The following is a 23,721-nucleotide window of genomic DNA, read 5'->3' on the forward strand; positions in this document are numbered from 1 at the left end:
ACTCCCGCCCATATAACATCCTTATTTATCCAGTTAATTGCCGAAATCTTCTCAGCGAGAGTATCCCCTCTTCATTATCCACAGTTAATAGACTGTCTCTTTATCAGCGTTAAAGTGGAGTTGTTGCTTGGACTGACTGCTGTAACACTGAATAACAGTGTTATCTTTCTAGACATACCGTTAGCGGAGCCATTTCCGTGTGGGACTCTGCTTCGTAGGTCATGACATCCTTCACTGACTAAGTGGTAAACCCGTTCCATTGGACGTGCGAGCAATTACTAGCGCTCCAGGAGCGCTTCAATCTTGATACTTCCTTGAGAACGTTTGGCCTTATATGTTCCTTATGATTATTAACAAACGCATCCGAATGATTACGTTCATCGCCAAACACCATCTCAAGTAGGCTTGACTCCACATTTTCACCAAAAAAACGAAGTAAGGGTTAAGCTTCCGCTTAACCCAAACCAAACATATAAATCCTTTTAAAAAAAGCGTAGGAACCAAAGCTCCTACGCTCTACATGTAACTATTTTATTTACCGGACACATTGATCCGATTAAGTGCTCTTTGCAACGCTAGTTCAGCACGTTTGAAGTCAACGTGTTCTTGCTTTGTATCCGCAAGGCGTTTCTGTGCGCGTTCCTTTGCTGCCTTCGCACGATCAACATCAATTTGTTCAGGTAACTCAGCGCTTTCCGCCAAAATAACCACTTTATCCTTACGCACTTCCATAAATCCGCCGTTCACTGCGATGATTTCATCCTTGGAGCCTTGTTTCTTCACCGTAATGGAACCGATTTTAAGAGGAGTGACCAGTGGAATGTGGTTTGGCAAAATGCCAAGCTCTCCTTCGACACCCTTCGCAACGACCATGCTTGCTTGTTCAGCGTACACTTTGCGCTCAGGGGTAACAATTTCCAGTAGGAATGTACTCACCTGAATCCCTCCTAAGAGTTTTGCTTTGAGCAAAACTTACTCCGTAAGCATAGGCCTAACTAACTTACAGCGTTTTTGCTTTCTCGATAGCGTCCTCGATTGTGCCCACGTTGTGGAAAGCCACTTCAGGAAGGTTGTCGTGCTTACCTTCAAGGATTTCTTTGAAGCTGCGCACAGTTTCTTTCAATGGTACATAAAGACCTGGGAAACCGTTGAACGGCTCAGCAACGTGAAGCGGCTGAGACAAGAACAAGCGAAGACGACGCGCACGGTGTACAGTCAATTTGTCCTCATCGGACAACTCATCCATACCCAAGATCGCGATAATATCCAGAAGCTCTTTGTAACGTTGAAGAATTTGTTTAACGCCTTGTGCTGTTCTATAGTGATCTTCGCCAAGTGTTTCTGGCGTCAAGATACGGGAAGAAGAAGCAAGTGGATCTACCGCAGGGAAAATACCTGCTGCTGCAATACTACGCTCCAAGTTCGTTGTTGCGTCCAAGTGAGCGAAAGCCGTTGCTGGAGCCGGATCCGTATAGTCATCGGCAGGAACGTAAATCGCTTGAATGGAAGTAACAGAACCTTTTTTCGTGGACGTAATACGCTCTTGTAATTGACCCATCTCTGTTGCCAGAGTTGGTTGGTAACCTACTGCTGATGGCATACGACCCAGCAATGCGGAAACCTCAGAACCTGCTTGTGTAAAGCGGAAGATGTTATCGATGAAAAGTAGAACGTCTTTACCTTCTTCATCACGGAAATACTCAGCCATTGTCAAACCGGACAAAGCTACGCGAAGACGCGCGCCTGGAGGCTCGTTCATTTGACCGAATACCATCGCTGTTTTTGCGATAACGCCGGAGTCTTTCATCTCGTGGTAAAGGTCATTACCTTCACGAGTACGCTCACCAACGCCTGCGAAAACGGAGATACCGCCATGCTCCTGTGCAATGTTGTGGATCAACTCTTGCATTGTTACGGTTTTACCTACACCCGCGCCGCCGAAGAGACCGATTTTACCACCCTTAACATAAGGAGCCATAAGGTCAATAACTTTAATTCCTGTTTCAAGAATCTCAGCTTTTGTCGACAAGTTGTCGAAAGCTGGAGCTTCTTTGTGAATACCGCTTGTAAACGTACGGTCTACGCCTTCGATACCATCGATTGGCTCTCCCAATACATTGAACACACGACCTAATGTTGCTGCTCCAACCGGAACGGTAATAGCCGCTTTTGTATCTTCAGCTACGGCTCCACGCACAAGTCCGTCAGTTGAGGACATTGCGATACAACGAACCAGGTTGTCACCAAGGTGAACAGCTGCTTCAACCGTCATCGTGGATACTACGCCGTTATCATTTCTTTCGATCTTGATTGCATTCAAAATTTCAGGGAGTTGTCCGCGTTCGAACTCAATGTCGACGACAGGCCCTGTAATTGTTACAACGCGCCCTTTGCTCATGGTTTCCCTCCTAAAAAAAGCTGTGCCTCCGTAAAGGCTTTAATATCATGCGTTCGCGTTCGCTCCAGCAACGATCTCCGATATTTCCTGGGTAATCGAGGCTTGACGCGCACGGTTATAAGCTAATGTGTAGCCGCTGATCATCTTCGTTGCATTCTTCGTAGCGGAATTCATCGCGGTCATTCTCGCACCGAACTCACTTGCTTTACCTTCCAATACAGCACTGTAAATAAGCGTTTCAGCATATTTAGGTAGCAATACTTCCAGTACGCCTTCTGGTGACGGCTCATACTCATAGCTAGCAGCAGCCACGCCAGTTACTTCTTCCATAGGAAGCAGGCGGATCATGGTTGGAATTTGGGTAATCGCATTTTTGAATTGGTTGTATACCAAGAACAACTGGTCGTACGTACCGTTCTCGAAGTTTTTCACTGCTGCAGTAGCAACGGGTTTAATATCCGCGAATTTCGGTGAATCCGGAACACCTGTTACTTCTTCTACAACCGGCATGTTGCGTTTGCGGAAGAAGTTGCTACCTTTACGTCCGATTACAAAAATCGAATATTCAGCTGTCGATTTATGGTTTTCACGAATCTCGGTCATGACCTTCCGCAACACGTTAGCGTTGTAGCCTCCAGCCAATCCACGATCCGAGGTGATTACTAAATAGCCAGTCTTCTTCACTTCGCGTGTCTGCAACATCGGATGTTTCACACCTTTGCTTCCAGCCGCAATGCTTTGAACGACTTCCTTCAGCTTATCGGAGTACGGACGCGCTGCTTCCGCAGAACGTTGTGCTCTCCTCAAGTTTGCTGCAGAGACCATTTCCATCGCTCTCGTAATTTGCTTCGTGTTTTGTGTGGACTTGATTTGGCGCTTAATCTCGCGCATTCCTTTTGCCATACCTGCTCACCTCTCTTTTGAGGCTTAGAAAAGCCTTCATTCGAAGACCTGAATTCAGGCGATCAGCCTGCCCAGGATTAACACGGTAGGTAGAGCTTCACTTCAACATGAAGCTCTGCCATCATGATTTATACAGAAGCTGCGAAGCTCTTTTTGAATTGAACAATTGCTTCTACTAGCGCTTTATCGTTATCCGGAGTGATGTCTTTCGTATCACGAATGCTGTGTAGAATTTCTGGACGGTTCGATTCCAAGTAAGCCAAGAATTGACCTTCAAAACGCGTTACGTCTTGAACAGGAAGATCATCCACATGCCCTTTAACAACCGTGTAAAGGGAAGCAACTTGCTTTTCCAAAGACATCGGTAGGTGAACACCTTGTTTCAAAATTTCAAGCGTACGAACACCACGGTCCAAACGCGATTGAGTAGCTTTATCCAAGTCAGATCCGAATGCAGCAAATGCAGCAAGCTCACGATATTGTGCCAAGTCAACACGAAGTGTACCGGCAACTTTTTTCATCGCTTTCGTTTGTGCAGATCCCCCTACACGGGATACAGAGTTACCAACGTTAACCGCTGGACGCTGACCGGAGTAGAACAAGTCGGATTCTAAGAAGATTTGTCCGTCCGTAATCGAAATTACGTTCGTAGGAATGTATGCCGAGATATCGCCTGCTTGTGTTTCAATGAAAGGAAGTGCCGTCATGGAACCGCCACCTAGCTCATCATTCAATTTCGCAGCACGCTCTAGAAGACGGGAGTGCAAGTAGAAAACATCCCCTGGATAAGCTTCACGACCCGGTGGACGACGAAGCAAGAGGGACAACTCACGGTAAGCAGCTGCTTGTTTGGACAAGTCATCATAGACGATCAACACGTGCTCGCCTTTGTACATGAAGTACTCACCCATTGCACAACCTGCGTATGGAGCCAACCATAGCATTGGTGAAGGCTCAGAAGCAGAAGCTGTTACAACGATTGTGTAGTCCAAAGCACCAGCATGACGAAGTGTTTCAACAACACCTACGACAGTGGATTGCTTTTGACCGATAGCAACGTAGATACATTTAACGCCGTTGCCTTTTTGGTTGATGATCGCATCGATTGCGATCGCTGTTTTACCTGTTTGGCGGTCACCGATGAGCAACTCACGTTGTCCACGGCCAACTGGTACCATCGCGTCAATCGCTTTGATCCCTGTTTGCATAGGCTCATGTACCGATTTACGGGCCATAACGCCTGGAGCTGGGGATTCGATTGGACGGAATCCAGTTGTTTCAATAGGACCTCTACCATCGACTGGTTGACCCAGTGGGTTAACAACACGGCCGAGAAGTGCGTCGCCTACAGGAATTTCCATGATGCGGCCCGTACGTTTTACTTGGTCGCCTTCACGAATATCTTTGTAAGGTCCGAGAATAACGATACCTACGTTGCTTTCTTCCAGGTTAAACGCGTAGCCCAGAACGCCACTTGGAAACTCAAGCAGCTCGCCTGCCATTACGCTTTCCAAGCCGTGAGCACGAGCGATACCATCACCAACTTGAATGACTGTACCTACATCAACCACTTGGATATCGGAATTATAGTTTTCAATCTGTTGTTTAATCAATGAACTGATTTCTTCCGGTTTGATACTCAACGAACTTCACCCCTATTCTTACAGTGCTTGTTTAAACTAACGCTTTGGATAAACGATCCAACTTGCCGGCCAAGCTTCCATCATATAAACGATCACCGATGCGTACTTGAACGCCGCCGAGCAGCTTAGGCTCAACCTCATTCGTAATACGAATCGTTTTACCTGTAACTTTACTGAAATGTGAAGCAATTTCGGCTTGCTGAGCTTCCGTTAATACGAATGCAGAGTATACGATCGCATTCGCCTGTCCAAGTGCTTCATTAGCAACTTTGACAAAGTCGCTTACCAAGGCTGAAAGAATCGATTGTCTTCCTTTATCAATCAAGACTAGCAGCGTGTTCCACACCGGTTCGGAAACTTTGCCTTCAAAAATCTGCTTGAGCAGGTCCGTTTTGACGGAAATCCCGATGTTCGGATGGTTCAGGAACTTCTGCAAGTCTGCATTGTCCCTAATCGCACTAGCTACAGATTTTAGCTCTTCTTCAACTTGAGATATGATACCTTTATCCCTCGCTACTTCAAATAGAGCTCTGGCATAACGCTTCGCTACGACGATGTCACTCATACGTTGCCTCCTACCTCTTTGAGGTAATGCTCAACCAGTTCTTCCTGTGACTTTTCGTCAATTTGCTTTTCAATAATTTTCGAAGCAATCAGAACAGACATCGCACCCACTTGGCTGCGAAGAGCGGCAACCGCTTTGTTCTTCTCATTCTCGATATCTTTAATCGCTTCGTCTTTCAGACGAGCGGATTCTGCCTGTGCAGCGTGAACAATATCATCAGCTTGTTTGGAGCCCGTTTGTTTCGCTTGCTCGATGATGTCGTAAGCTTCCTTACGAGTTTGTTGCAGCGCTTGTTTTTGTTCCTCTAACAGTAATTCAGCTTGTTTACGGCTATTTTCTGCCGTTGCAATTTGGTCTTTAACCAACTGTCTGCGTTTCTCCATCATGCCGAACAGAGGACCGAACGCAAATTTGGAAAGCAGCAAATATAAAATTAAGAACGCGATGAGTTGAATCCAAAATGTGGACCATTGAATATCCAAGTAACGTCACTCCCTTCTGATAACATGGGCAAAACGAAGGCGTGGTGGCAACTAAGGCCATCCCCGCCAAACGGTTTCTTAAGCTTTCCCCATAAAGATGAACGCAAGAACCAATGCAACGACCGGCATTGCCTCTACCAGACCTACCCCGATAAACATCGTTGTTTGAAGCGTACCACGAAGTTCTGGTTGACGGGAAATACCTTCCAAAGCGCGACCTACGATCAAACCGTTACCAATACCTGCACCTAGTGCTCCTAAACCGAATACGATACCTGCTGCTACTAATGCTATTGCTCCCATTGATAAAATCCTCCCTTAAACTCTTAAGTTTTGTTGTATAAGTGACTCGAGACTTCCCGAGGTAAGTCTTACTTCTAATGCTGCTCTTCGTGAATCAATGTTTGCGAGATATAAACCATTGTTAACATCGTGAATACGAAAGCCTGAATTGCACCTACGAACACACTGAAGCCCTGCCAAACAAAGAGAGGCGCGATACCGAACCAACCTGCTCCAACAATGACAGATATCATAATTTCACCAGCATAAATGTTACCGTAAAGACGGAAAGCGAGCGTAAGCGGCTTTGATACAACTTCAATTAAATGAAGGATCAACATTGCCCCTTTGAACTCAAAATAATGTGCAAAATAATGCTTCGTATTGCGAGTAATCCCTAAATAGTGACTTAACACAATTACGATAACCGTAAGTGCTCCTGTAACTGCAATATCAGCTGTTGGCGATTTCCACCATGAGACGTGATCTGTTGTCACAATCGAGAAGGGGAGACCAAGCATGTTGCCGATAAAGATGTACATAATGAGCGTAAGACCTAGTGCGATAAAACCTTTACCGTGCTTAGATCCAATCGTACTTCCGATAATGCCTTCTACAAACTCAATTGTCCATTCCATGAAGTTCTGCAATTTCGAAGGATTCGTTACGGATGCTCGGCTGGCTCCTGCGATGGCAAGGATAAGCACAATAAGTGTGGTAATTCCGATCATCATGAGTGCGGATGCATCGAAAGTAAAGCCTAACCACTCAAATTCTGGTACGTGATGTTCCATGTTTTCCATTTTCACCCCTTTCATCGAATGGAATTACTTCTTAGATTTCCTAATAGAAAGAATACCCAGTACGAGTGTTGCCAATTGAGCAAAAAAGTATCCAATGATCGTCGTGGTTAGCGCGATGTGTTCTGGATATCGGACGGCAACCAATCCGACAAAACCAGCTATTGCTGCCCTCGTCAGAAACCCTAGCGTTACCTTGCGGCCGCTTTGCTCTATCGCAGCTGCTGCCAACTTGTTAATTTTCCAGGCAAGAAACCTTGCATTAATCATACTGGCTAAAGAACCAAGCATAATGCCAGCAAAGTAAATCCTGTAATCGACAAGAAGCGCCCATGCAGCCAAACAAAAGGATAAAAAGAAAAGAAATACATTTTGAACCGTTTTCAGAGTGGCTGAAAAGTCGTCCATCATAGCCCTCCGTACTGCTTTATCATGAAGTAAATGCTAATGATTCCGGTTACAAGCCCGAGCAAGAACCCGCCAAGTAACCAGAGCTGTCCTCCTAGTGTTTGACTCAACCATTCACCGAAGAAATAACCGGCTACTAAACATACAACAAGGTCAATACCAATTGCACTAGTTAACGCTACTGCTCGCCACGGATTATCATTGGGATCTGGCCGTTTCATCGCATCCTCCTGAACGTTTTCCGCATGGGAAAACCCGCTTCGTAAACATAAGCTACGAATCCTCATTCATTGTATCGAAGCCATGCAAGGTTTGTCAATTGAATGAACTTCCAATGTTTGCTTTGACAAAATCCCTCAGAGCCTTGCGCCCCAAGGGTTTGCCAATTTTCAAACCGAACAGTCGAACTGTACGCTGTAGCGTTTGTCATGATTTTGTCACGGTTAGAATGACTCCGGACGTTCAGAGCTCTTGTCGAAGTGATGGAGAATGGCTTGAACGATGCGTTGGGATGCTTTACCGTCGCCATATGGATTAGCTGCTTGGCTCATTTTGTTGTATAAATCTGGATTGGTTAGCAGTGCGCGAGCTCGCGTATAAACGGTTTCCTCATTCGTACCGACAAGCTCCAATGTTCCCGCTTCGATGCCTTCCGGACGCTCCGTTGTATCACGCAGTACCAGAACAGGTACACCAAATGATGGGGCTTCTTCTTGAAGACCACCGGAGTCTGTCAAGATCATATGCGCATGCGGATAAAAGTTATGGAATTCAAATACATCGAAAGGCTCTACCAGCTTGATGCGAGGATGATTTCCCAATATTTCATAAGCAGGCTCTTTCACCGCTGGACTTGGATGCACTGGATATACAATTGCGATATCTTCGAATTCATCAGCAATGCGACGAACCGCACGGAAAATTTGGCGATGCGGCTCACCTTGCGCTTCACGACGATGCGCTGTCATCAAAATAAGCTTGCGGCCCGCAGCCCACTCCAGCACAGGATGATTGAACTCTTGTTGTACCGTATACTGGAACACATCGGTCACTGTATTTCCCGTCACATAGATGCGGGATTCCGGCTTGTTTTCTTTGCGTAAGTTATCAGCAGATTGTTCAGTCGGAGCAAAATGCAAATCAGCAAGCACCCCAGTCAATTGACGATTCATTTCTTCCGGGTAAGGAGACATCTTATTCCATGTGCGAAGGCCTGCTTCAACATGACCTACCTGGATTTGCTGCATAAATGCCGCATAGCTGGCTAAGAACGTAGTCAGCGTATCACCGTGCACGAGGATGAGATCTGGCTTTGCTTCCTGAAAGACTGGCTCCAAGCCTTGCAGAACCCGGGTTGTAATTTCATTTAAGGTTTGACGGTCTTTCATAACGTTCAAATCAAAGTCAGGTGTAATTTTAAAAATATCAAGCACTTGGTCAAGCATTTGACGATGCTGCGCTGTAACACATACAAGAGATTCGATATGCTCAGGGTGCTTCTGAAGCTCCAAAATAAGTGGAGCCATCTTGATGGCTTCGGGTCTCGTCCCAAAGATCGTAATGACTTTCAGTCGTTTCATCGGTTTCTTCTCCCCCTAGAGCTTTCCGTAGGAAAGCTAACTTCGTAAGCATGGACTAGGCTTTCCAACGGAAAGCGATCTTCGTCAATCAACTATTTGGTTCCAAACAGACGGTCTCCCGCATCTCCAAGACCAGGTACAATGTAACCGTGATCGTTCAAATAATCATCCACGGCAGCTACGTATATATCGACGTCAGGATGCTCTTGTTGCACAGCTTTAATGCCTTCCGGTGCAGCAATTAAACACATAAGCTTCATTTGTGTGCAGCCTCTGCGCTTCAGCACTTCAATGGCTGCATTCGCAGATCCGCCTGTTGCCAGCATTGGGTCAATGACAATCAACTCCCTCTCCAATACATCTGTCGGCAGCTTCACGTAATACTCAACCGGCTGCAGTGTATCCGGATCGCGATACAGACCAACATGGCCTACTTTGGCGGCAGGCATTAACTTCAACACACCATCAACCATGCCAAGACCTGCGCGCAAAATCGGAATAAGGCCCAACATTCTACCTGAAATAATGCGGCAATCAGCCGTTGTCACAGGCGTCTTCACTTGAACTTGCTCAAGAGGAAGGTTTCTCGTAATCTCATAGACCATTAACGTAGCAACTTCGTCAACGAGCTCCCGAAAATCTTTGGTTTTCGTATTCTCATCCCGAATATAAGTAAGCTTATGTTGAATAAGTGGATGATCGCAAATAAATAACTTTCCCATAATTTCCTCCTAAAATAGTCCCTAGTTTCTATGTAATTTGCAAAAATTAACGTCATCGTACGACAAACCTCGTCCATTATATCATATGTTATCCAACTTATCCTCCGAAAAACCAATGCACCCATGAATATCCTGTTATTTATGAAAAAAACCGCCGGGATCCTATCCCGAACGGCTTCAGCTTAACTCTTTTTTAATTAAACGATAAGTTCCGGGCGAAACCAGATACTTTTGAAATCAAACCATCCCAGTGTATTGAAAGCAATACCTTGAAGATGAGGACTGTAAATCAATTGCTGCGTCGTATGCAAAAGAAATGAGACTGAGTGGTTTTGCAATAATAACTCCTGCATTGAACGGATACGCTGCAAACGCACCTCACTATCAGGCTCAGCTTCAATGGAAGCTATTGACTCATCAAAGATTCTTCGCTGCTCATCTGTTGCGTATACGCGTACGGGCAAATTGCCTACCTTGTACATCTCAATGAGACAGCGTGCCTCATCGTCATCTGCAACGACGCCGCTTACGATAACGTCTGCACTTGCCATCATGGAAACTCGCGACATTTCCTCAAACGTATACATCGTCTGCTCAACTGCAATGCCAACAGCCAAACAGCCTGCTTGAACCCATTCTGCAATAGCACGGTTTTTCTGAGTGAAAGCTATCGTTATCGGTCGGCCATCGTAACGGCACCGTCTTAACAGTTCTCTAGCTCTTTCAGGCTGATGGTCTTCCTGCTGTACAGTCGCGGTCTGGGATGGTAAGAAGTCTGCTGCAGGGATGGCATTATACAGTCCCAGCTCTTTAATCAAGCCACTTCGGTTCAGGACAAGCTGGAGAGCTTGTCGAAACTCAATTTCTTGTTGCGGTCCATTTTTTCTTAAATTAAAAACCAGCATGCTGGAGCCTAACATCATAATTTCTTTTCTATACCAATGCGCAGGCGCAGGTTGTTTATAATGATTGAGCTTGCCCATTTGGAAGTTTAGCTGCTGCCATCTTGGCTCGCTCACTATATCCGGAACATACAGGAGTTCGATACGATCCAGGTGGGCACACTCCTTGTAGTAATCCTCGAATGCTTCTAATGTTACCCCTCCTGCATCATGCCGCGTAATCCGAAACGGACCTGTTCCAACAGGAAGCATGCTTGTATCACTCACCTGATTAGCGCTGTAAACATCAGCAGGTACAATCGCTGCCTGGTAAGAGCTAACATAACGAGGAAGCATGTAATTGGGCCCTGCCAACTCGATTCTAACGGTAAGCCGATCCACTGCGCGGATCTCTTTCGCGGATTCCAGCAGCCAGCGGTTCGGTGAATGCTCCGTCCCCAAGGTACGCAATCTATTTAGCGAGAAAACAACATCGTCTGATGTTAGCTCACGACCATGATGGAATCTCACTCGCTTACGTAAATAAAATGTCCAAACCGTCGCACTCTCGTTATGTTCCCAATCATGTGCTAATCCCGGTTTCACGCAATCGCAAATAGGATCATAGGTAAGCAGCGTATCGAAGGCTTGCTTGATAAAATGAAGATCACGAGAAAAAAGCACATCCACAGGGTCAAGCGTCAATACCCTAATCTGCATCGGAAGCCGAAGTGTTTCCGTATTTTCGGATTCAGAGATACCTCTGTATCCAAAGTAACTCCCTAACCAAGCCAGAAAACGATCTACAATTCCGGTATCCAGCCCTTCGATTTGAAACAAACTCATGGCATGGTTCAAGTTCCCCTGTTCAACATACAGCTTCGCTTCTGTCAGCAGCAGATCTTCGGCAGAAACCAAAAAACGAATGGCTGAGCGATGCCCGCGTCCGCGACCCGGCGTCCAGACAATCCATCCCATCTCTATCATCTTACGAATCAAAATCTTCACATTGCGTTCTGAACAATACAAGTAACCGGCAATTTCATCCACCGATACGGGGACATCCATATGCGTGTGAGGAACATGGAGGACTCGCATCAAGGATGTTTTTAGCTGTGCATACTGTAGAGCAAGCTGCATATAACCACTGTCCTTTACACGAATTACCATGAAGTATAGGTTCACCCTCTGGTTTCGTCAACAGTCTTTGGCGGGATTAAAAGGTGAAAGTTTTCCTATTCTGTGTACACTTTTTAAGTTCAAGTCATTTGTTATGATGGTTGTCACTACGACTAATCGATCTTACGAAACAGGTGATACTACATGACTTTCTTTCAATTTCATCCGAATGTACGACTGCGCATTGCAATGAGTTTCCTAACAAATACGCTCGGTAATATGGTGACTCCGTTCATGTCGATTTATTTTGCCCGTACGCTAGGGACTACAATTGCGGGTACGGCCACGACGATTTCTATCGGCCTAGCCTTGATTAGCGCAACAATTGGCGGCCATTATGCGGATCGGATCGGGCGCAAGAAAATGATGCTGCTTGGAGAAGGATTGGCCACACTGGCCTACACAGTGATGACATTCGCAAACTCTCCGCTATGGCACTCAGCGATTACGACCCTCATGATGACGATGCTCTGCAGCGCTTCATGGGGACTCAGCAAACCCGCCGTGGAGGCCATGCTGATTGATGTATCAGGGCCGGATACACGTAAAGCCATCTACCGCATCAGCTATTGGTGCAACAATTTAGCTATTTCTATAGCTGCTATAATCGGCGGGTATTTCTTCAGTGACTACCTGTTCGAGCTCTTGCTTGCTGCAAGCGGTATGTCACTCTTCTCACTCATCGTGACAGCCCTCTTGATGAAAGAAACGATGCCGGAAGCAAGCAAGTCTTTCAATGCAATTGTCGCTAAGGTATCTAATCGCGTTACAATGCTCGGACGATATGCCGAGGTGCTTCGTGATCGGACATTCATCGTTTATCTGATAGCCAGTGTCCTCATTGTCTCTGTTGAGATGAATATGACCGGCTATATAGGCGTCCGACTCGCTCAGGATATCCATCATGCACCGTGGCTGCCTGGCCTTACCGCTACAATCGACGGTTTGCCACTGGTCGGGTTCCTGCGCACAGAGAACACGCTAGCCGTCGTTCTGCTCTCCCTTTTCGTCGGACGTCTGCTCAAGGGAAATTCCGATACAAGAGTGATGCTCGTGGCCATGCTGGCCAATATTATCGGTTACTCGTATCTGGTATTCGGCAACCAGCCTGTCCTGCTCCTGCTGCTCATGCTGCTAGCGACAATAGGTGAGCTTACCTATGTTCCTTTGAAGCAAACACTTCTTATACAGCTAATTCCAGATCATGCCCGAAGCTCCTATATGGCCCTTTATAGTATGGCGAGTCGGGCAGCACTGATGATCAGTGGTGTGAACATGATTATCGGCGGTTTCCTTCCTCCCAGCGTTATGGCGCTTTTCATTCTTCTGACAGGCCTTATTGGCGTTGCCATGCTCGCCTCCGTACTGCCCAGTCTGAAAGAGAAAAAGGAGGAGGTTCGTCAAGTCGCCATCTAGCAGGCAAAAAAGCCGACTCTTTGAGAGTCGGCTTTGATTTTTTATATAGAGATTAGTAAGTCAAACCTGGATAAAGCGGATACTGCGCTGTCAGATCTTTCACTAAACCGCGTGCTTTTTCCAAGGTTGCTTCGTCTTTTGGATTCTTAAGCGTAAGACCGATGACTTTCGCGATCGTTTTCATCGCTTCTTCACCCATACCACGCGAAGTTACAGCCGGTGTACCCAGACGGATACCGCTTGTGATGAACGGACTAGTCGGGTCAAACGGAATGGCATTTTTGTTCGCTGTAATACCGATTTCGTCAAGCACGTGCTCAGCGTCTTTACCTGTGATGTTCAAGTTGCGCAAGTCAATCAGCATCAAATGGTTGTCCGTCCCGCCGGAAACAAGGTTAATGCCTTCAGCCGTAAGAGCCGTTGCCAATGTTTGCGCGTTGTTGATGACGTTTTGTCCGTATACTTTGAAGTCCGGTTGCAGAGCTTCACCGAAAGAAACAGCTTTCGCTGCGATCGTATGCATCAAAGGACCACCTTGGGAACCAGGGAATACCGCTTTATCAATAGCTGCTGCCCAAGCTTTACGTGTAAGAATCATACCACCACGCGGTCCACGAAGCGTTTTGTGTGTGGTTGTCGTTACGAAATGAGCGTGCGGCACCGGATTCGGGTGCAAGCCAGCAGCAACAAGGCCTGCGATATGCGCCATATCAACGAAGAACAGGGCGCCTACATCGTTAGCGATGGAAGCTAATGCTTCGAAATCAATCGTACGCGGGTATGCACTTGCGCCAGCTACAAGCATGCGAGGCTTGTGTTTGAAAGCAGCTTTGCGAACATCGTCATAGTCGATGCGGAAATCTTTTTCGCTTACGCCATAGGCTACGAAATTGTATAGAATACCGGATGCGTTCACGGGGCTACCATGCGTTAAGTGACCGCCATGTGCCAGGTTCATACCAAGCACGGTATCGCCTGGGTTCAGAGCTGCCAAGTATACAGCCATGTTCGCTTGTGCACCGGAGTGTGGTTGAACGTTCGCGTGCTCAGCACCGAACAATTCTTTCGCGCGATCACGAGCGATATCTTCAACGATATCTACGTATTCGCAGCCACCATAGTATCTTTTGCCTGGGTAGCCTTCCGCGTATTTATTCGTAAGCACAGTACCCATAGCTTCCAGAACCGCTTCGCTCACGATGTTCTCGGATGCGATAAGTTCAATTTTGTCACGTTGACGACCCAATTCCAAATTCATAGCTTCTACGATCTTAGGATCTTGCTTGTTTAAAGACTTAGTCATGTTTAATTCCTCCTAAAAGTTTGAGTTATTTATTATTTCCTTGGTTAAAAGGCTAGCAATCCTCATCTGGTGAAGCTGCCCGGTATAGCTGCTCAGCGACATCCTCTGTATACACGGCTCTAATACCGCCGATAAGCTTAGGTCGCGTGAAGGCCATCGTCACAAATGCGTGACCAATCATCCTTACGGGAGGTCTCACGGGTACAGCTACTCGCCGCAAATGCATCCCGATCAGTGTGCTGCCAATATCGATTCCAGCATGCGCCTGGATCGTTTCGACAACAACCGGTTTCGTGAAGTGACGATACGCATAAGAAGCCATGGAACCTCCGGCCTTCGGCACAGGAATAGCAGATACCGTCTCAAGCAGTGGTGAATAAGCGAGCAGCTCTTCCTCAATAATAAGAGCGCGATTCAAGTGCTCGCAACATTGAAATGCGAGGTGCAGTCCATATTCACGACTAATCCGCAGCGCTGTTTCAAAAATCGGCTTTGCCGCATCCAACGTCCCCGACGTACCGATGCGATGCCCAATAATCTCACTCGTGCTCGTGCCTATGACAAGAATATTTCCGGGTCGCAGTCCGCCTACTTCAATTAACTCTCGCATATTCGTCTCAACAGCTTCGGCAACAACTTGAAGAATGGAATCCGTCATAGAATACCCTCCTTGTGTTTAAGGATGAACCGTGAATCGATCTTCAATCCCCTGCACTTTATGAATCCGATTCTGATGACGAACACCTTGCGAGAACTCGGTTTCAAGCCAAATTTTGACGATTTCCTCAGCCACACCGGGTCCAATAACGCGTTCGCCAAGCGCAAGAACGTTGGTATCATTATGTTCACGCGTCGCTTTGGCAGAGAACAGGTCATGGACAAGCGCACAGCGGATGCCAGGTACCTTATTAGCGGCGATCGACATCCCTATGCCTGTTCCACAAATGAGTATCCCTTTATCTGCACCACCTGCAACAACCTGCTCACAAACTTGAAGGGCATAGTCAGGGTAATCGACAGAGTCCGCGCAGCTGCAGCCATAATCTATGACTTGATGACCTAATGATTCAATAAAAGGAATGATAACATCTTTCAAACGATAGCCTGCATGATCCGCACCTAAGGCAATTTTCATGAGTAAAACGCTCCTTTGCATGTTCGAATTCGACCATCCTATTATATCCCAAAGCTCACCAGAAAACGAAAAAAAGAGCGGACACGCTAGAAAACGCGCGTTGCTCTTTTGCCCAGGCGACCGGCCGTATAGCTCAATGCTCCATTGTGGTCAGTCCCACTCGTCGCCAGTTACATTGAGTCTTGATCAATAGGTCTATTTTAACGCAATCCACGTCATGTGTAAAGATATATCCGACATACTTTCATAGCAGCTTGCGTATTTTTCTTACCAATTTATCAAGACTTACGCTAATTTCTTCTGCCGTTTGTCGATAAACCTCTATGGAGCCCCCGAAAGGATCGGAAATATCATAGTCAGGGATCATTTGTTCCAGCTTGAACATACGGCTTCTCTCTTCTGCCGTGATCGGTTGCGTCAGAGCCTGTTTCAGCTGAAGCTCCGTCACTAACTGCTCTCTCTCCTCAGTCGCCTGTAGAATTTGCAAATTATCTTCCACATATTCCTTCAAAGTAAATATTTTTTCTATCGCTTCAGGATAACGTTGAATAACAGAGCGTTTGTGACCTACCGTCATCGTCAAAATGAGGTCTGCCCACTTTACTTCTGAACCCTGAATAGCCAGCGAACTAATTGGTTCCTTAAAGCCCGCTTCTTCTAAAAGAGATGCGCTGTTACGGGAAATAGACCCACCCGTTACGGCTGATACTCCCGCGGAACGAACCTCCGCCGCAATCCCTTCTTGATGCACCCTCATACGCAGCAAGCCTTCTGCTAATGGACTACGGCACGTATTTCCTGTACAGACAAATAGAATTCGCAACATGAAATCCTCCTAACAGCTTTCTTTGGAAAGCTGACTTCGTTAGCATAAGCTTGAGTTTTGCCCAGCAAAATCTTCTGATTCCTATTGTATCATAGTAAAAACTTGATCCCAAACGCGAGCAGGATAAGTCCACCGAATGCCTCGCCATACTCCCCAATCCAGCCGCCCATGTGTCTGCCGACCAGCAAGCCGGCAATAGACAGCAAGCCGCCAAACAATCCGAAAACAAGCACCGTCAACAAAATATCCGTCGCGAACATACCCAGGGACACACCCACTGAGAAAGAATCTATACTGACGCTTAGCGCAAAAATAGTTAACCCCCAAAGCGTACGATGATCAAAAGAAGCCGCTTCTTCCCCACGAATCGAACTATAGATCATGTGCGAACCGAGAAGAATAAGCAGACAGCCGCCAGCGGCAGTCGCTACATTGCCCAGTAAAGAGGAAACGTAATGTCCCATGAACATACCCATTAAGGGCATAAAAATGTGAAATATGCCAATAACCAGGCTGATTTTTAGAATATCGAGCAAGCGAATACCTTTCATCCCAATACCGATGCCTAATGAAAAGGCATCCAGACCCAAAGCAATCGCCATAATAATTATTGTAATCAGTTGCCCAAGCTCAATGGATGATGCATGCATACTGCGACCCCCTGTCCACGTTTCTATCCCAAGATATGCGGACAAACAGGGAATCATGCTAGCTAAACATATACAAGCTTATTACCGGCAGCTTTGCGCAGTCGATTCATAATGGCAAGACCGATACCCGTCTCCTCGCAGCCCTCCGCTGCAATATATTGAATTCCTGCTTGATCGAACTCTCTCAATGCGGCGTAAAGCTCTTGAGCAATTGTCTCTGGTTGCGACAGCGCCCCACAGGCAATGACCAGATCAGCGCGATACCAAGAGGCACGCTCCTCAAATGTAAGAATGCCTGTAGACTCCCCTCGTGCTTTGGCGGCGTCAATATCTCGCTGAATCCAAGCAGAGACTTCGTCTTCCCTGCCTCCTTGAACGATCTGCATAAAGCCTTGAGGTGCGTAATGCGTATATTTCATCCCTGGGGCGCGCGGTGTTTCTACAGCAGATATCTCTTCCCGCTCAGGCTCATGAATTGTAATGTGTGGAAGTGCTGAGCGCAGCTGTTCCGATGTAATGCCTCCTGGGCGTAAGATATACAGCTGACCGTTGACGATCTGAATGACTGTGGATTCGACTCCAACACCTGTTGGGCCACCATCCAAAATACCTCCAACACGTCCGTCCAAGTCATCCTTAACATGAGAAGCAAGCGTAGGGCTTGGTCGACCCGAACTGTTAGCGCTCGGTGCTGCAATGGGGATGCCAGCCGAGCGAAGAAGCCGCAAAGCCATAGGATGGTTGGGTATACGCACACCGACCGTAGAGAGTCCTGCCGTTACCAACGGCGAAATGCCGCCTGTTTGAACAGGCAGCACAAGGGTTAATGGACCTGGCCAGAAGATTTTCATCAATTGATGATGCTCAGGTGTAAGGCTTAGAGGTTGTATTAATCCGGAAAGCTGTTCAGTATCCGCAATATGAACAATGAGCGGATTGTCGGAAGGGCGTCCTTTTGCCCTGAAAATCCGTTCCACCGCTGTCGAGCTAGTGGCATCAGCTCCAAGACCATACACCGTCTCCGTTGGGAAAGCTACGGTTTCCCCTTGTTGGAGGAGAATTGCTGCTTGTGCGATAGAAGAATCCACTGCTTTCTTCCTCTCGGTACCTTCAGGCAGCAGATCCTGATCTACGTTCCAGTATGTGGTCACTTACGATCTCATCCTTACCTTGATAAATTGTTAACTAAACCATGCTGCTATTTTCTTAATCATTTCCCAGATAAAAAATTTAACTTCAGGCTGATTCGCTTCGGATACTTCTAGGACTTTCGTTTCTTGTGCAGGTGCGCCTGCTTTAACGGTTGGAGTCACTTTCGTGTCTTTGCTTATTGTTTTTGCCGTACCGGCAGTCTTTTGGCCTTCTGCCGTGGATGAATTTCCTTTACCTTTTCCGTCACCCTCAGTTTTTGCTACAACAGCTGCTGTGGATGCCACTGCTTCCCCGGATAAAGAATCTACGAAGCATAGCGGAGGAAATAGGACACACCACCAGTTTTGACCTTCTCCGCTGCCGATGGTTACACGCAAAGCTTCATAATCACCAGCTGGATAAACTTGATTTCCGTACATTTTCGTTGGAAAAGGGACCTTCCCTAGCTCGACAGTGTGTGAATAGCTGTAACCACGTGCTTCAATCATTTGCCCGACGAGAACGTCGAACTCTGCCAAATGCACATTGACCACAGCCCGAGCTTCATCTAGAGATTGAGGGCCAACAACCCAATCCTGCATACGAGCAATGATAGCATCCCGAATCTCCCGTTTCAACGCTTGATCCTGTGCAGAATCAGAATTTGCCAGAATCCGCAATCGAATCGATTCTTGTGGTATGACAGGCGCAATAACCGCCGCATTCGTACGGTTTGAATCCCAACAAGCGATCATAACAATAAGTGCAAAAGCGATCATAAATAAGTGCTTATAAGATGGACGTTCCGATCTTTTTACCATGAGGAAAAGCCCCTTTCCCTTTGCTTCTACTAAGCAGTATAGGCAAAAAGAGAAAGGGCTAAACCTAGTAATCTATTAAAAAGTTAAAAATAGTAGAGTTGGGTGGAAAGTGCTGCTTCCCCCAATATGCGGGGATTCAGCTGCTTTAAGAGTAAAAATAGCGTTAAAGTGGACCATTACCTTTACCCTACTCGCGCACACGGATCGCCAACACGTGGCGATCAATCCCCTGGAGATCCGGCACGAACCGGATCTCGTCCCAATCGGCGGCGGCGCGCAGCATCGCCGCCACAGCCTCGGCCTGCCGGATGCCGACCTCGAACCCGACCACAGTCGGGATTCGCGGCAGCTGCGGCAGCTGCAAGATCATGCGGCGGTAGAGGTCGAGTCCGAGGGCACCGCCGAAAAGAGCCGTGTGCGGCTCGAACAGCCGCACCTCAGGCATCAGCGCAGGCAGGTCGCCATCAGGAATATACGGTGGGTTGGACACCAGTATATCGGGCGCGATCCCGCGCTGAATGAAGGGCTCGAGGAGGTCGCCCTCGAGCCACTCGATCCGCGCAGCCACGCCGTGGCGCTGCGCGTTCACGTGGGCCATCTCCAGCGCTGCCGCGGAGATGTCGCTGGCCGCCACGCGCCACGCGGGGCGCGCGTGCGCAATCGTCACCGGGATCGCTCCGCTCCCGGTGCCCACGTCCGCAAGGAGCGGAGCGCCTTGCGGGAACAGACGCGAGCCCTCGTGGAGCAAAGCTTCCACGAGCAGCTCCGTCTCCGGCCGCGGGATCAGCACGGCCGGGCTCACGGCAAAAGGAAGGCCGAAGAAATCCTGCTCGCCGGTTATATACTGCACCGGCTCGCCCGCGGCCTTCCGTTCTACCAGCTGGCGCCATCGCTCTGCCAGCTCCGCTGGGAACTGTTCCTGGAAACGGAACAGCAGCTCCGTGCGCGTGCAGCCCAACAGGTGCTGCAGCAGCAATTCCACACAGGAAGCAGCCTCGGCCACCCCAAGCTTCCCTAAAAAAGAAGAAGCCTCTACATAGGCTTCTCTAATCGTTGCAGTCGGCATCACATCGCCTGCTCCCCTTTATCTAAAGCATCGGACTGCGCAGCAATCGTTAATGCGGAAACGATCTCCGCCATATCGCCATTGAGGACAGTTTCCAAACGATGCAAAGTTAATCCAATACGGTGATCCGTAATCCGGCTTTGCGGGAAGTTGTACGTACGGATACGTTCTGAACGATCTCCTGTACCTACCTTGCTTTTACGCTCACCGGCATACTTTGCTTCTTCTTCTTCGCGCAATTTATCCGAAATCCGCGTACGAAGTACACGAAGCGCTGACTCTTTATTCGAGTTTTGCGATTTGCCGTCCTGACAAGTAGCGACGATTCCTGTAGGCACGTGGGTTACACGCACTGCAGATTTCGTTGTATTAACGGACTGTCCGCCCGCTCCGCTGGAACAGAACGTATCGACACGAATGTCTGCATCATGAATAACGATCTCTACATCTTCCGCTTCCGGCATGACAACTACCGTAGACGTGGAGGTATGAATACGACCGCCTGATTCCGTTACCGGAATACGTTGAACCCTGTGCGCACCACTTTCAAACTTTAGCTTGCTATAGGCGCCTTTACCCGTAATCATGAAAATAATCTCTTTGAACCCGCCTAAATCATTCACGGAAGCATCCAAAATCTCTGTTCTCCAGCCTTGCGCATCCGCATAACGCGTATACATCCGGTATAGATCGCCTGCAAACAACGCAGCTTCATCACCACCGGCAGCACCGCGAATTTCAACGATTACGTTCTTATCGTCATTTGGATCTTTAGGCATCATCAGCAATCTGAGTTGTTCTTCCAACTGGGCAGCTTGCTCACTTAGCTCATCGATTTCCATTTTGACCATTTCACGCATTTCATCGTCCAATTTTTCGTTCTGCATCACTTTGGCATCAGCCAGCTGTCCACTCACACTCTTATATTCATTATAAGCATCATAAGCTTCTTGAAGATCGGATTGTTCTTTGGAGTATTCTCTAAGTTTCTTCGTATCGCTTGTGACATCAGGGTCACATAACAGTTCGCTTAATTTATCATATCGATCTACAATCGATTGAAGTCTATCCAACATCGTGGATCACTCCTTTCTTTTCTTTTTCAATCATTAAACGTTGAATCTAAAATGCATGACGTCTCCGTCATTCACCACGTACTCTTTACCTTCAAGACGCACTTGCCCTTTTTCCTTAGCGCCATTCATCGAACCAGCCGTACTTAAGTCATGATAAGAAACGACTTCTGCACGAATAAATCCGCGTTCGAAATCGGTATGAATTACACCAGCCGCTTGAGGAGCTTTCGTTCCCTTACGGATTGTCCATGCTCTTACTTCCTGTACGCCTGCTGTAAAGTAAGTGTACAAGCCAAGCAATCTATACGCTGCTTTAATCAATCTATTCAAGCCAGACTCTTGAAGTCCCAACTCTTCGAGGAACATCGCTTTTTCTTCGTCTTCCAGCTCTGCGATTTCGGATTCAACCTTGGCGCTGATTGGCACGACTTCATTGTTTTCTTTGGCCGCGTACTCCTTGACCATTTTCACATACTTATTGTCATCCGCCGTTGCAACCTCGTCCTCGCTCACATTAGCCGCGTAGAGAACAGGCTTCATCGTCAGCAAATGGAGATCACGAACAAGCAGCTTCTCATCCTCGCTTAAATCTAAACTGCGTGCTGGCTGGTCCGCATAGAGCGCCTCTTTGATGCGTTCCAGACATTCCACTTCGGCTACGACTTTCTTGTCGCCGCCTTTAAGATTTTTGCGTGAACGCTCGATCTTCTTTTCGACGGATTCAATATCCGCCAAAATCAATTCCAAATTGATCGTTTCGATATCACTGATCGGGTCGACTTTCCCAGATACGTGGGTAATATTATCATCCTCAAAACAACGGACAACATGCACAATGGCATCCACTTCACGAATGTGCGCCAAAAATTTATTTCCAAGCCCTTCGCCTTTGCTCGCGCCTTTCACTAAACCCGCAATATCTACGAATTCGAAAGCCGTCGGAACAATGCTCTTCGGCACAACAATTTCAACCAGTCTATACAATCTCTCGTCTGGTACTTCTACTACCCCAACATTCGGATCAATCGTACAGAACGGATAGTTCGCAGATTCTGCCCCCGCCTGTGTAATTGCATTAAACAATGTCGATTTTCCTACGTTTGGTAGACCGACCACCCCGCAAGAGAGTCCCATTTATATACACAACTCCTTAATATTCATTATGTCAAATTCCTTAGAACATTATATATTAGTCCGGGTGTAATGTCACTTATATAAGAAAGGAAACTATGCTTACTGTAAAATTTATACATTTGAATGCACGCTAAAACGGGAAAATAAATGCCAGATGAGCTCTCTTCGGCTCGTTACTCCGGTTTTAACAAAAATAGATTTCAAATGATCCTGTACGATATACGTCGAAATACGGAGGGAAAGCGCAAGCTCTTTGGTTGAAAATCCGCGAAGAATCCGGCCAAGAATCTGCTTCTCCCGCTCGGATAGCCCATAAGCTTCCGCGATGAGCGGCAGCGTGTCCGAAGGTTTGGCCTGTTCGAACCAAACAGCGATCTGGACGGAGGAAGAGGTGCAATCTCAAATGACCGCTCGTGTAGCTGATGCTCTTTACCTAAACGTATTTCCAAATGGGGTTTATCATATTGACCAACTATTTGATTTGGATGCTTTGCCAGACAAGGTGTTGGAAGATGTTTCGGTTGAAATGCGCATAAATGGCATTCCCTATAGGGATAAATAAAGGCATGAACAAACAAAAAGCCTGCAGGGTCTATTGATTCGCCGCAGGCTTTTTGTCCATTCGACTCTTAAGTTCCGCTTCCCGCTTCTGAACGAAATAAGATTCGATCTGATTTTTAAGAATAAACCCTCTTAATGGATTTATTTTTTCATCCGGAAATTGGATATAACTGGCGCCATAATAAAAACCAGTTTCCACTTTCTCTTTACGAACAATTTCCATCGTACACGATAGCAGGAAGCCTAGATTAATCTCTACCTCTAGATACGAATGCTTCTGTACAATTTTTTCAACAATTAAATTATTTTCAATCGTAAAGCCTAACCCGCTCATCGATACATTTTTAATTGCAATCCCTACTGGGTCATCGAACTGATGTTTATTCCGTTTATTGCTATCTTGAAGCCCAAACAACAAGCCTTCTTGGATGACATCAATACGTGGAAATTCGCGTTTCTCGGTAAATTTTTTACGATTTTCCGGAGGATTAATCACAATAACGGAACCATGGTCTTTAGCGACAACCGTGGTCTCCAAAACAAATAACCCCGATTTCGAATAAATCGTCATTTTCACTTTATCTCCGAGCCGGAATATGTCAAATTCGGGCAGCTCCACTTCCATAATATCGCCTAGCGCATACGTGAGTACACCCGTAGCTACAAAATCAGCCTTGCCCAGTACCGCTTTGCTTTGAATTAAAACATCCGAGTCATTGCCTTCTTTACTGCCGTAAAACTTCCCCATATGTTTCATCA

At 46.9% G+C, this 23,721-nt stretch carries 27 protein-coding genes, 1 pseudogene and 1 riboswitch; of the genes and pseudogenes, 3 read left to right on the forward strand and 25 right to left on the reverse strand.

From position 1 onward, the window contains the following. Positions 1-225: hypothetical protein (locus FU659_RS36530; RefSeq protein WP_222708651.1), on the forward strand; the 225-nt coding region annotated here is incomplete at its 5' end. Between the two features lie 306 nt (positions 226-531). On the opposite strand, the gene FU659_RS26490 is transcribed toward FU659_RS36530, so the two are convergent. The 13 genes from FU659_RS26490 to FU659_RS26550 all read right to left on the reverse strand — a co-directional run bounded on the left by FU659_RS26490 (position 532) and on the right by FU659_RS26550 (position 11,834). After that, positions 532-936 carry a F0F1 ATP synthase subunit epsilon gene (locus tag FU659_RS26490; RefSeq protein ID WP_147950321.1) on the reverse strand — a complete coding sequence of 135 codons (405 nt, stop codon included), beginning with the start codon at positions 934-936 and terminating at the stop codon, positions 532-534. A gap of 64 nt (positions 937-1,000) precedes the next feature. Next, on the reverse strand, positions 1,001-2,398 hold the full coding sequence (gene atpD, locus FU659_RS26495; RefSeq protein ID WP_147950322.1) for a F0F1 ATP synthase subunit beta: 1,398 nt from the start codon (positions 2,396-2,398) through the stop codon (positions 1,001-1,003). 45 nt (positions 2,399-2,443) lie between these two features. Further along, positions 2,444-3,301 carry an ATP synthase F1 subunit gamma gene (atpG, locus tag FU659_RS26500; RefSeq protein ID WP_147950323.1) on the reverse strand — a complete coding sequence of 286 codons (858 nt, stop codon included), beginning with the start codon at positions 3,299-3,301 and terminating at the stop codon, positions 2,444-2,446. 128 nt (positions 3,302-3,429) lie between these two features. Next, positions 3,430-4,944 (reverse strand): F0F1 ATP synthase subunit alpha, encoded by a 1,515-nt coding sequence (gene atpA / locus FU659_RS26505; protein WP_147950324.1) that lies wholly within the window; start codon positions 4,942-4,944, stop codon positions 3,430-3,432. Positions 4,945-4,975: 31 nt separating this feature from the next. Then, on the reverse strand, positions 4,976-5,509 hold the full coding sequence (locus FU659_RS26510; RefSeq protein WP_147950325.1) for a F0F1 ATP synthase subunit delta: 534 nt from the start codon (positions 5,507-5,509) through the stop codon (positions 4,976-4,978). After that, complete coding sequence (atpF, locus tag FU659_RS26515; RefSeq protein WP_147950326.1) at positions 5,506-5,991, reverse strand: F0F1 ATP synthase subunit B; 486 nt, start codon at positions 5,989-5,991, stop codon at positions 5,506-5,508. The genes FU659_RS26510 and atpF overlap by 4 nt, the downstream gene beginning before the upstream one ends. A gap of 78 nt (positions 5,992-6,069) precedes the next feature. Then, entirely contained in the window at positions 6,070-6,294 is a 225-nt protein-coding gene (gene atpE / locus FU659_RS26520; RefSeq protein WP_028556930.1) for a F0F1 ATP synthase subunit C, read from the reverse strand. Between the two features lie 74 nt (positions 6,295-6,368). Then, on the reverse strand, positions 6,369-7,076 hold the full coding sequence (gene atpB, locus FU659_RS26525) for a F0F1 ATP synthase subunit A (RefSeq protein WP_315971361.1): 708 nt from the start codon (positions 7,074-7,076) through the stop codon (positions 6,369-6,371). Positions 7,077-7,100: 24 nt separating this feature from the next. After that, entirely contained in the window at positions 7,101-7,484 is a 384-nt protein-coding gene (locus FU659_RS26530) for an ATP synthase subunit I (RefSeq protein WP_261808069.1), read from the reverse strand. Continuing rightward, complete coding sequence (locus FU659_RS26535; RefSeq protein ID WP_147950327.1) at positions 7,481-7,702, reverse strand: AtpZ/AtpI family protein; 222 nt, start codon at positions 7,700-7,702, stop codon at positions 7,481-7,483. The genes FU659_RS26530 and FU659_RS26535 overlap by 4 nt, the downstream gene beginning before the upstream one ends. A gap of 222 nt (positions 7,703-7,924) precedes the next feature. Beyond that, the gene (wecB, locus tag FU659_RS26540; protein WP_147950328.1) at positions 7,925-9,061 is read right to left on the reverse strand and encodes a non-hydrolyzing UDP-N-acetylglucosamine 2-epimerase; all 1,137 of its coding nucleotides are present in this window, start codon (positions 9,059-9,061) and stop codon (positions 7,925-7,927) included. Between the two features lie 92 nt (positions 9,062-9,153). Then, positions 9,154-9,783: a uracil phosphoribosyltransferase gene (gene upp, locus FU659_RS26545; RefSeq protein WP_147950329.1), complete on the reverse strand. Its 630-nt coding sequence runs from the start codon at positions 9,781-9,783 to the stop codon at positions 9,154-9,156. A gap of 197 nt (positions 9,784-9,980) precedes the next feature. Further along, complete coding sequence (locus tag FU659_RS26550) at positions 9,981-11,834, reverse strand: ABC transporter substrate-binding protein (protein WP_147950330.1); 1,854 nt, start codon at positions 11,832-11,834, stop codon at positions 9,981-9,983. A gap of 153 nt (positions 11,835-11,987) precedes the next feature. On the opposite strand from FU659_RS26550, the gene FU659_RS26555 reads away from it, so the two are divergent. Further along, positions 11,988-13,259, forward strand: a complete 1,272-nt coding sequence (locus tag FU659_RS26555; RefSeq protein ID WP_147950331.1) for an MFS transporter — start codon at positions 11,988-11,990, stop codon at positions 13,257-13,259. A gap of 52 nt (positions 13,260-13,311) precedes the next feature. Here FU659_RS26555 and FU659_RS26560 read toward each other — a convergent pair whose 3' ends face one another. The 11 genes and pseudogenes from FU659_RS26560 to FU659_RS26610 form a co-directional block, all read right to left on the reverse strand. After that, the gene (locus FU659_RS26560) at positions 13,312-14,562 is read right to left on the reverse strand and encodes a serine hydroxymethyltransferase (RefSeq protein WP_147950332.1); all 1,251 of its coding nucleotides are present in this window, start codon (positions 14,560-14,562) and stop codon (positions 13,312-13,314) included. Between the two features lie 52 nt (positions 14,563-14,614). Continuing rightward, a complete protein-coding gene (locus FU659_RS26565) occupies positions 14,615-15,220 on the reverse strand; it encodes a TIGR01440 family protein (protein WP_147950333.1) in 606 nt (201 codons plus the stop codon). Positions 15,221-15,238: 18 nt separating this feature from the next. Next, positions 15,239-15,697, reverse strand: a complete 459-nt coding sequence (gene rpiB, locus FU659_RS26570; protein WP_147950334.1) for a ribose 5-phosphate isomerase B — start codon at positions 15,695-15,697, stop codon at positions 15,239-15,241. A 103-nt stretch (positions 15,698-15,800) separates the two neighbouring features. Continuing rightward, positions 15,801-15,881: riboswitch (ZMP/ZTP riboswitch) on the reverse strand. A gap of 60 nt (positions 15,882-15,941) precedes the next feature. Beyond that, on the reverse strand, positions 15,942-16,523 hold the full coding sequence (locus tag FU659_RS26575) for a low molecular weight protein arginine phosphatase (protein ID WP_147950335.1): 582 nt from the start codon (positions 16,521-16,523) through the stop codon (positions 15,942-15,944). A gap of 89 nt (positions 16,524-16,612) precedes the next feature. Further along, positions 16,613-17,173 (reverse strand): manganese efflux pump MntP, encoded by a 561-nt coding sequence (locus tag FU659_RS26580; RefSeq protein ID WP_147950336.1) that lies wholly within the window; start codon positions 17,171-17,173, stop codon positions 16,613-16,615. Positions 17,174-17,235: 62 nt separating this feature from the next. Next, positions 17,236-18,324, reverse strand: coding sequence for an L-threonylcarbamoyladenylate synthase (locus tag FU659_RS26585; protein ID WP_147950337.1), 1,089 nt, complete (start codon positions 18,322-18,324; stop codon positions 17,236-17,238). Positions 18,325-18,354: 30 nt separating this feature from the next. Next, positions 18,355-19,125: a stage II sporulation protein R gene (spoIIR, locus tag FU659_RS26590; RefSeq protein WP_147950338.1), complete on the reverse strand. Its 771-nt coding sequence runs from the start codon at positions 19,123-19,125 to the stop codon at positions 18,355-18,357. 187 nt (positions 19,126-19,312) lie between these two features. Continuing rightward, on the reverse strand, positions 19,313-20,191 hold the full coding sequence (gene prmC, locus FU659_RS26595) for a peptide chain release factor N(5)-glutamine methyltransferase (RefSeq protein WP_147950339.1): 879 nt from the start codon (positions 20,189-20,191) through the stop codon (positions 19,313-19,315). Continuing rightward, entirely contained in the window at positions 20,191-21,267 is a 1,077-nt protein-coding gene (gene prfA / locus FU659_RS26600; RefSeq protein ID WP_147950340.1) for a peptide chain release factor 1, read from the reverse strand. Before prfA ends, prmC begins: the two co-directional genes overlap by 1 nt. 33 nt (positions 21,268-21,300) lie before the next feature. Then, on the reverse strand, positions 21,301-22,401 hold the full coding sequence (gene ychF / locus FU659_RS26605; RefSeq protein WP_147950341.1) for a redox-regulated ATPase YchF: 1,101 nt from the start codon (positions 22,399-22,401) through the stop codon (positions 21,301-21,303). Positions 22,402-22,512: 111 nt separating this feature from the next. Continuing rightward, a pseudogene (locus FU659_RS26610) lies at positions 22,513-22,785 on the reverse strand (helix-turn-helix transcriptional regulator); the annotation flags it as partial. Here FU659_RS26610 and FU659_RS26615 point away from each other — a divergent pair. Next, complete coding sequence (locus tag FU659_RS26615; protein ID WP_147950342.1) at positions 22,727-22,963, forward strand: hypothetical protein; 237 nt, start codon at positions 22,727-22,729, stop codon at positions 22,961-22,963. The pseudogene FU659_RS26610 and the gene FU659_RS26615 overlap by 59 nt on opposite strands. Positions 22,964-22,993: 30 nt before the next feature. Here FU659_RS26615 and FU659_RS26620 read toward each other — a convergent pair whose 3' ends face one another. Next, positions 22,994-23,710: a PilZ domain-containing protein gene (locus tag FU659_RS26620; protein ID WP_147950343.1), complete on the reverse strand. Its 717-nt coding sequence runs from the start codon at positions 23,708-23,710 to the stop codon at positions 22,994-22,996. Between the last annotated feature and the right edge of the window lie 11 nt (positions 23,711-23,721).

The organism is Paenibacillus sp. N3.4, from assembly GCF_008017805.1.
GTDB lineage: Bacteria > Bacillota > Bacilli > Paenibacillales > NBRC-103111 > Paenibacillus_E.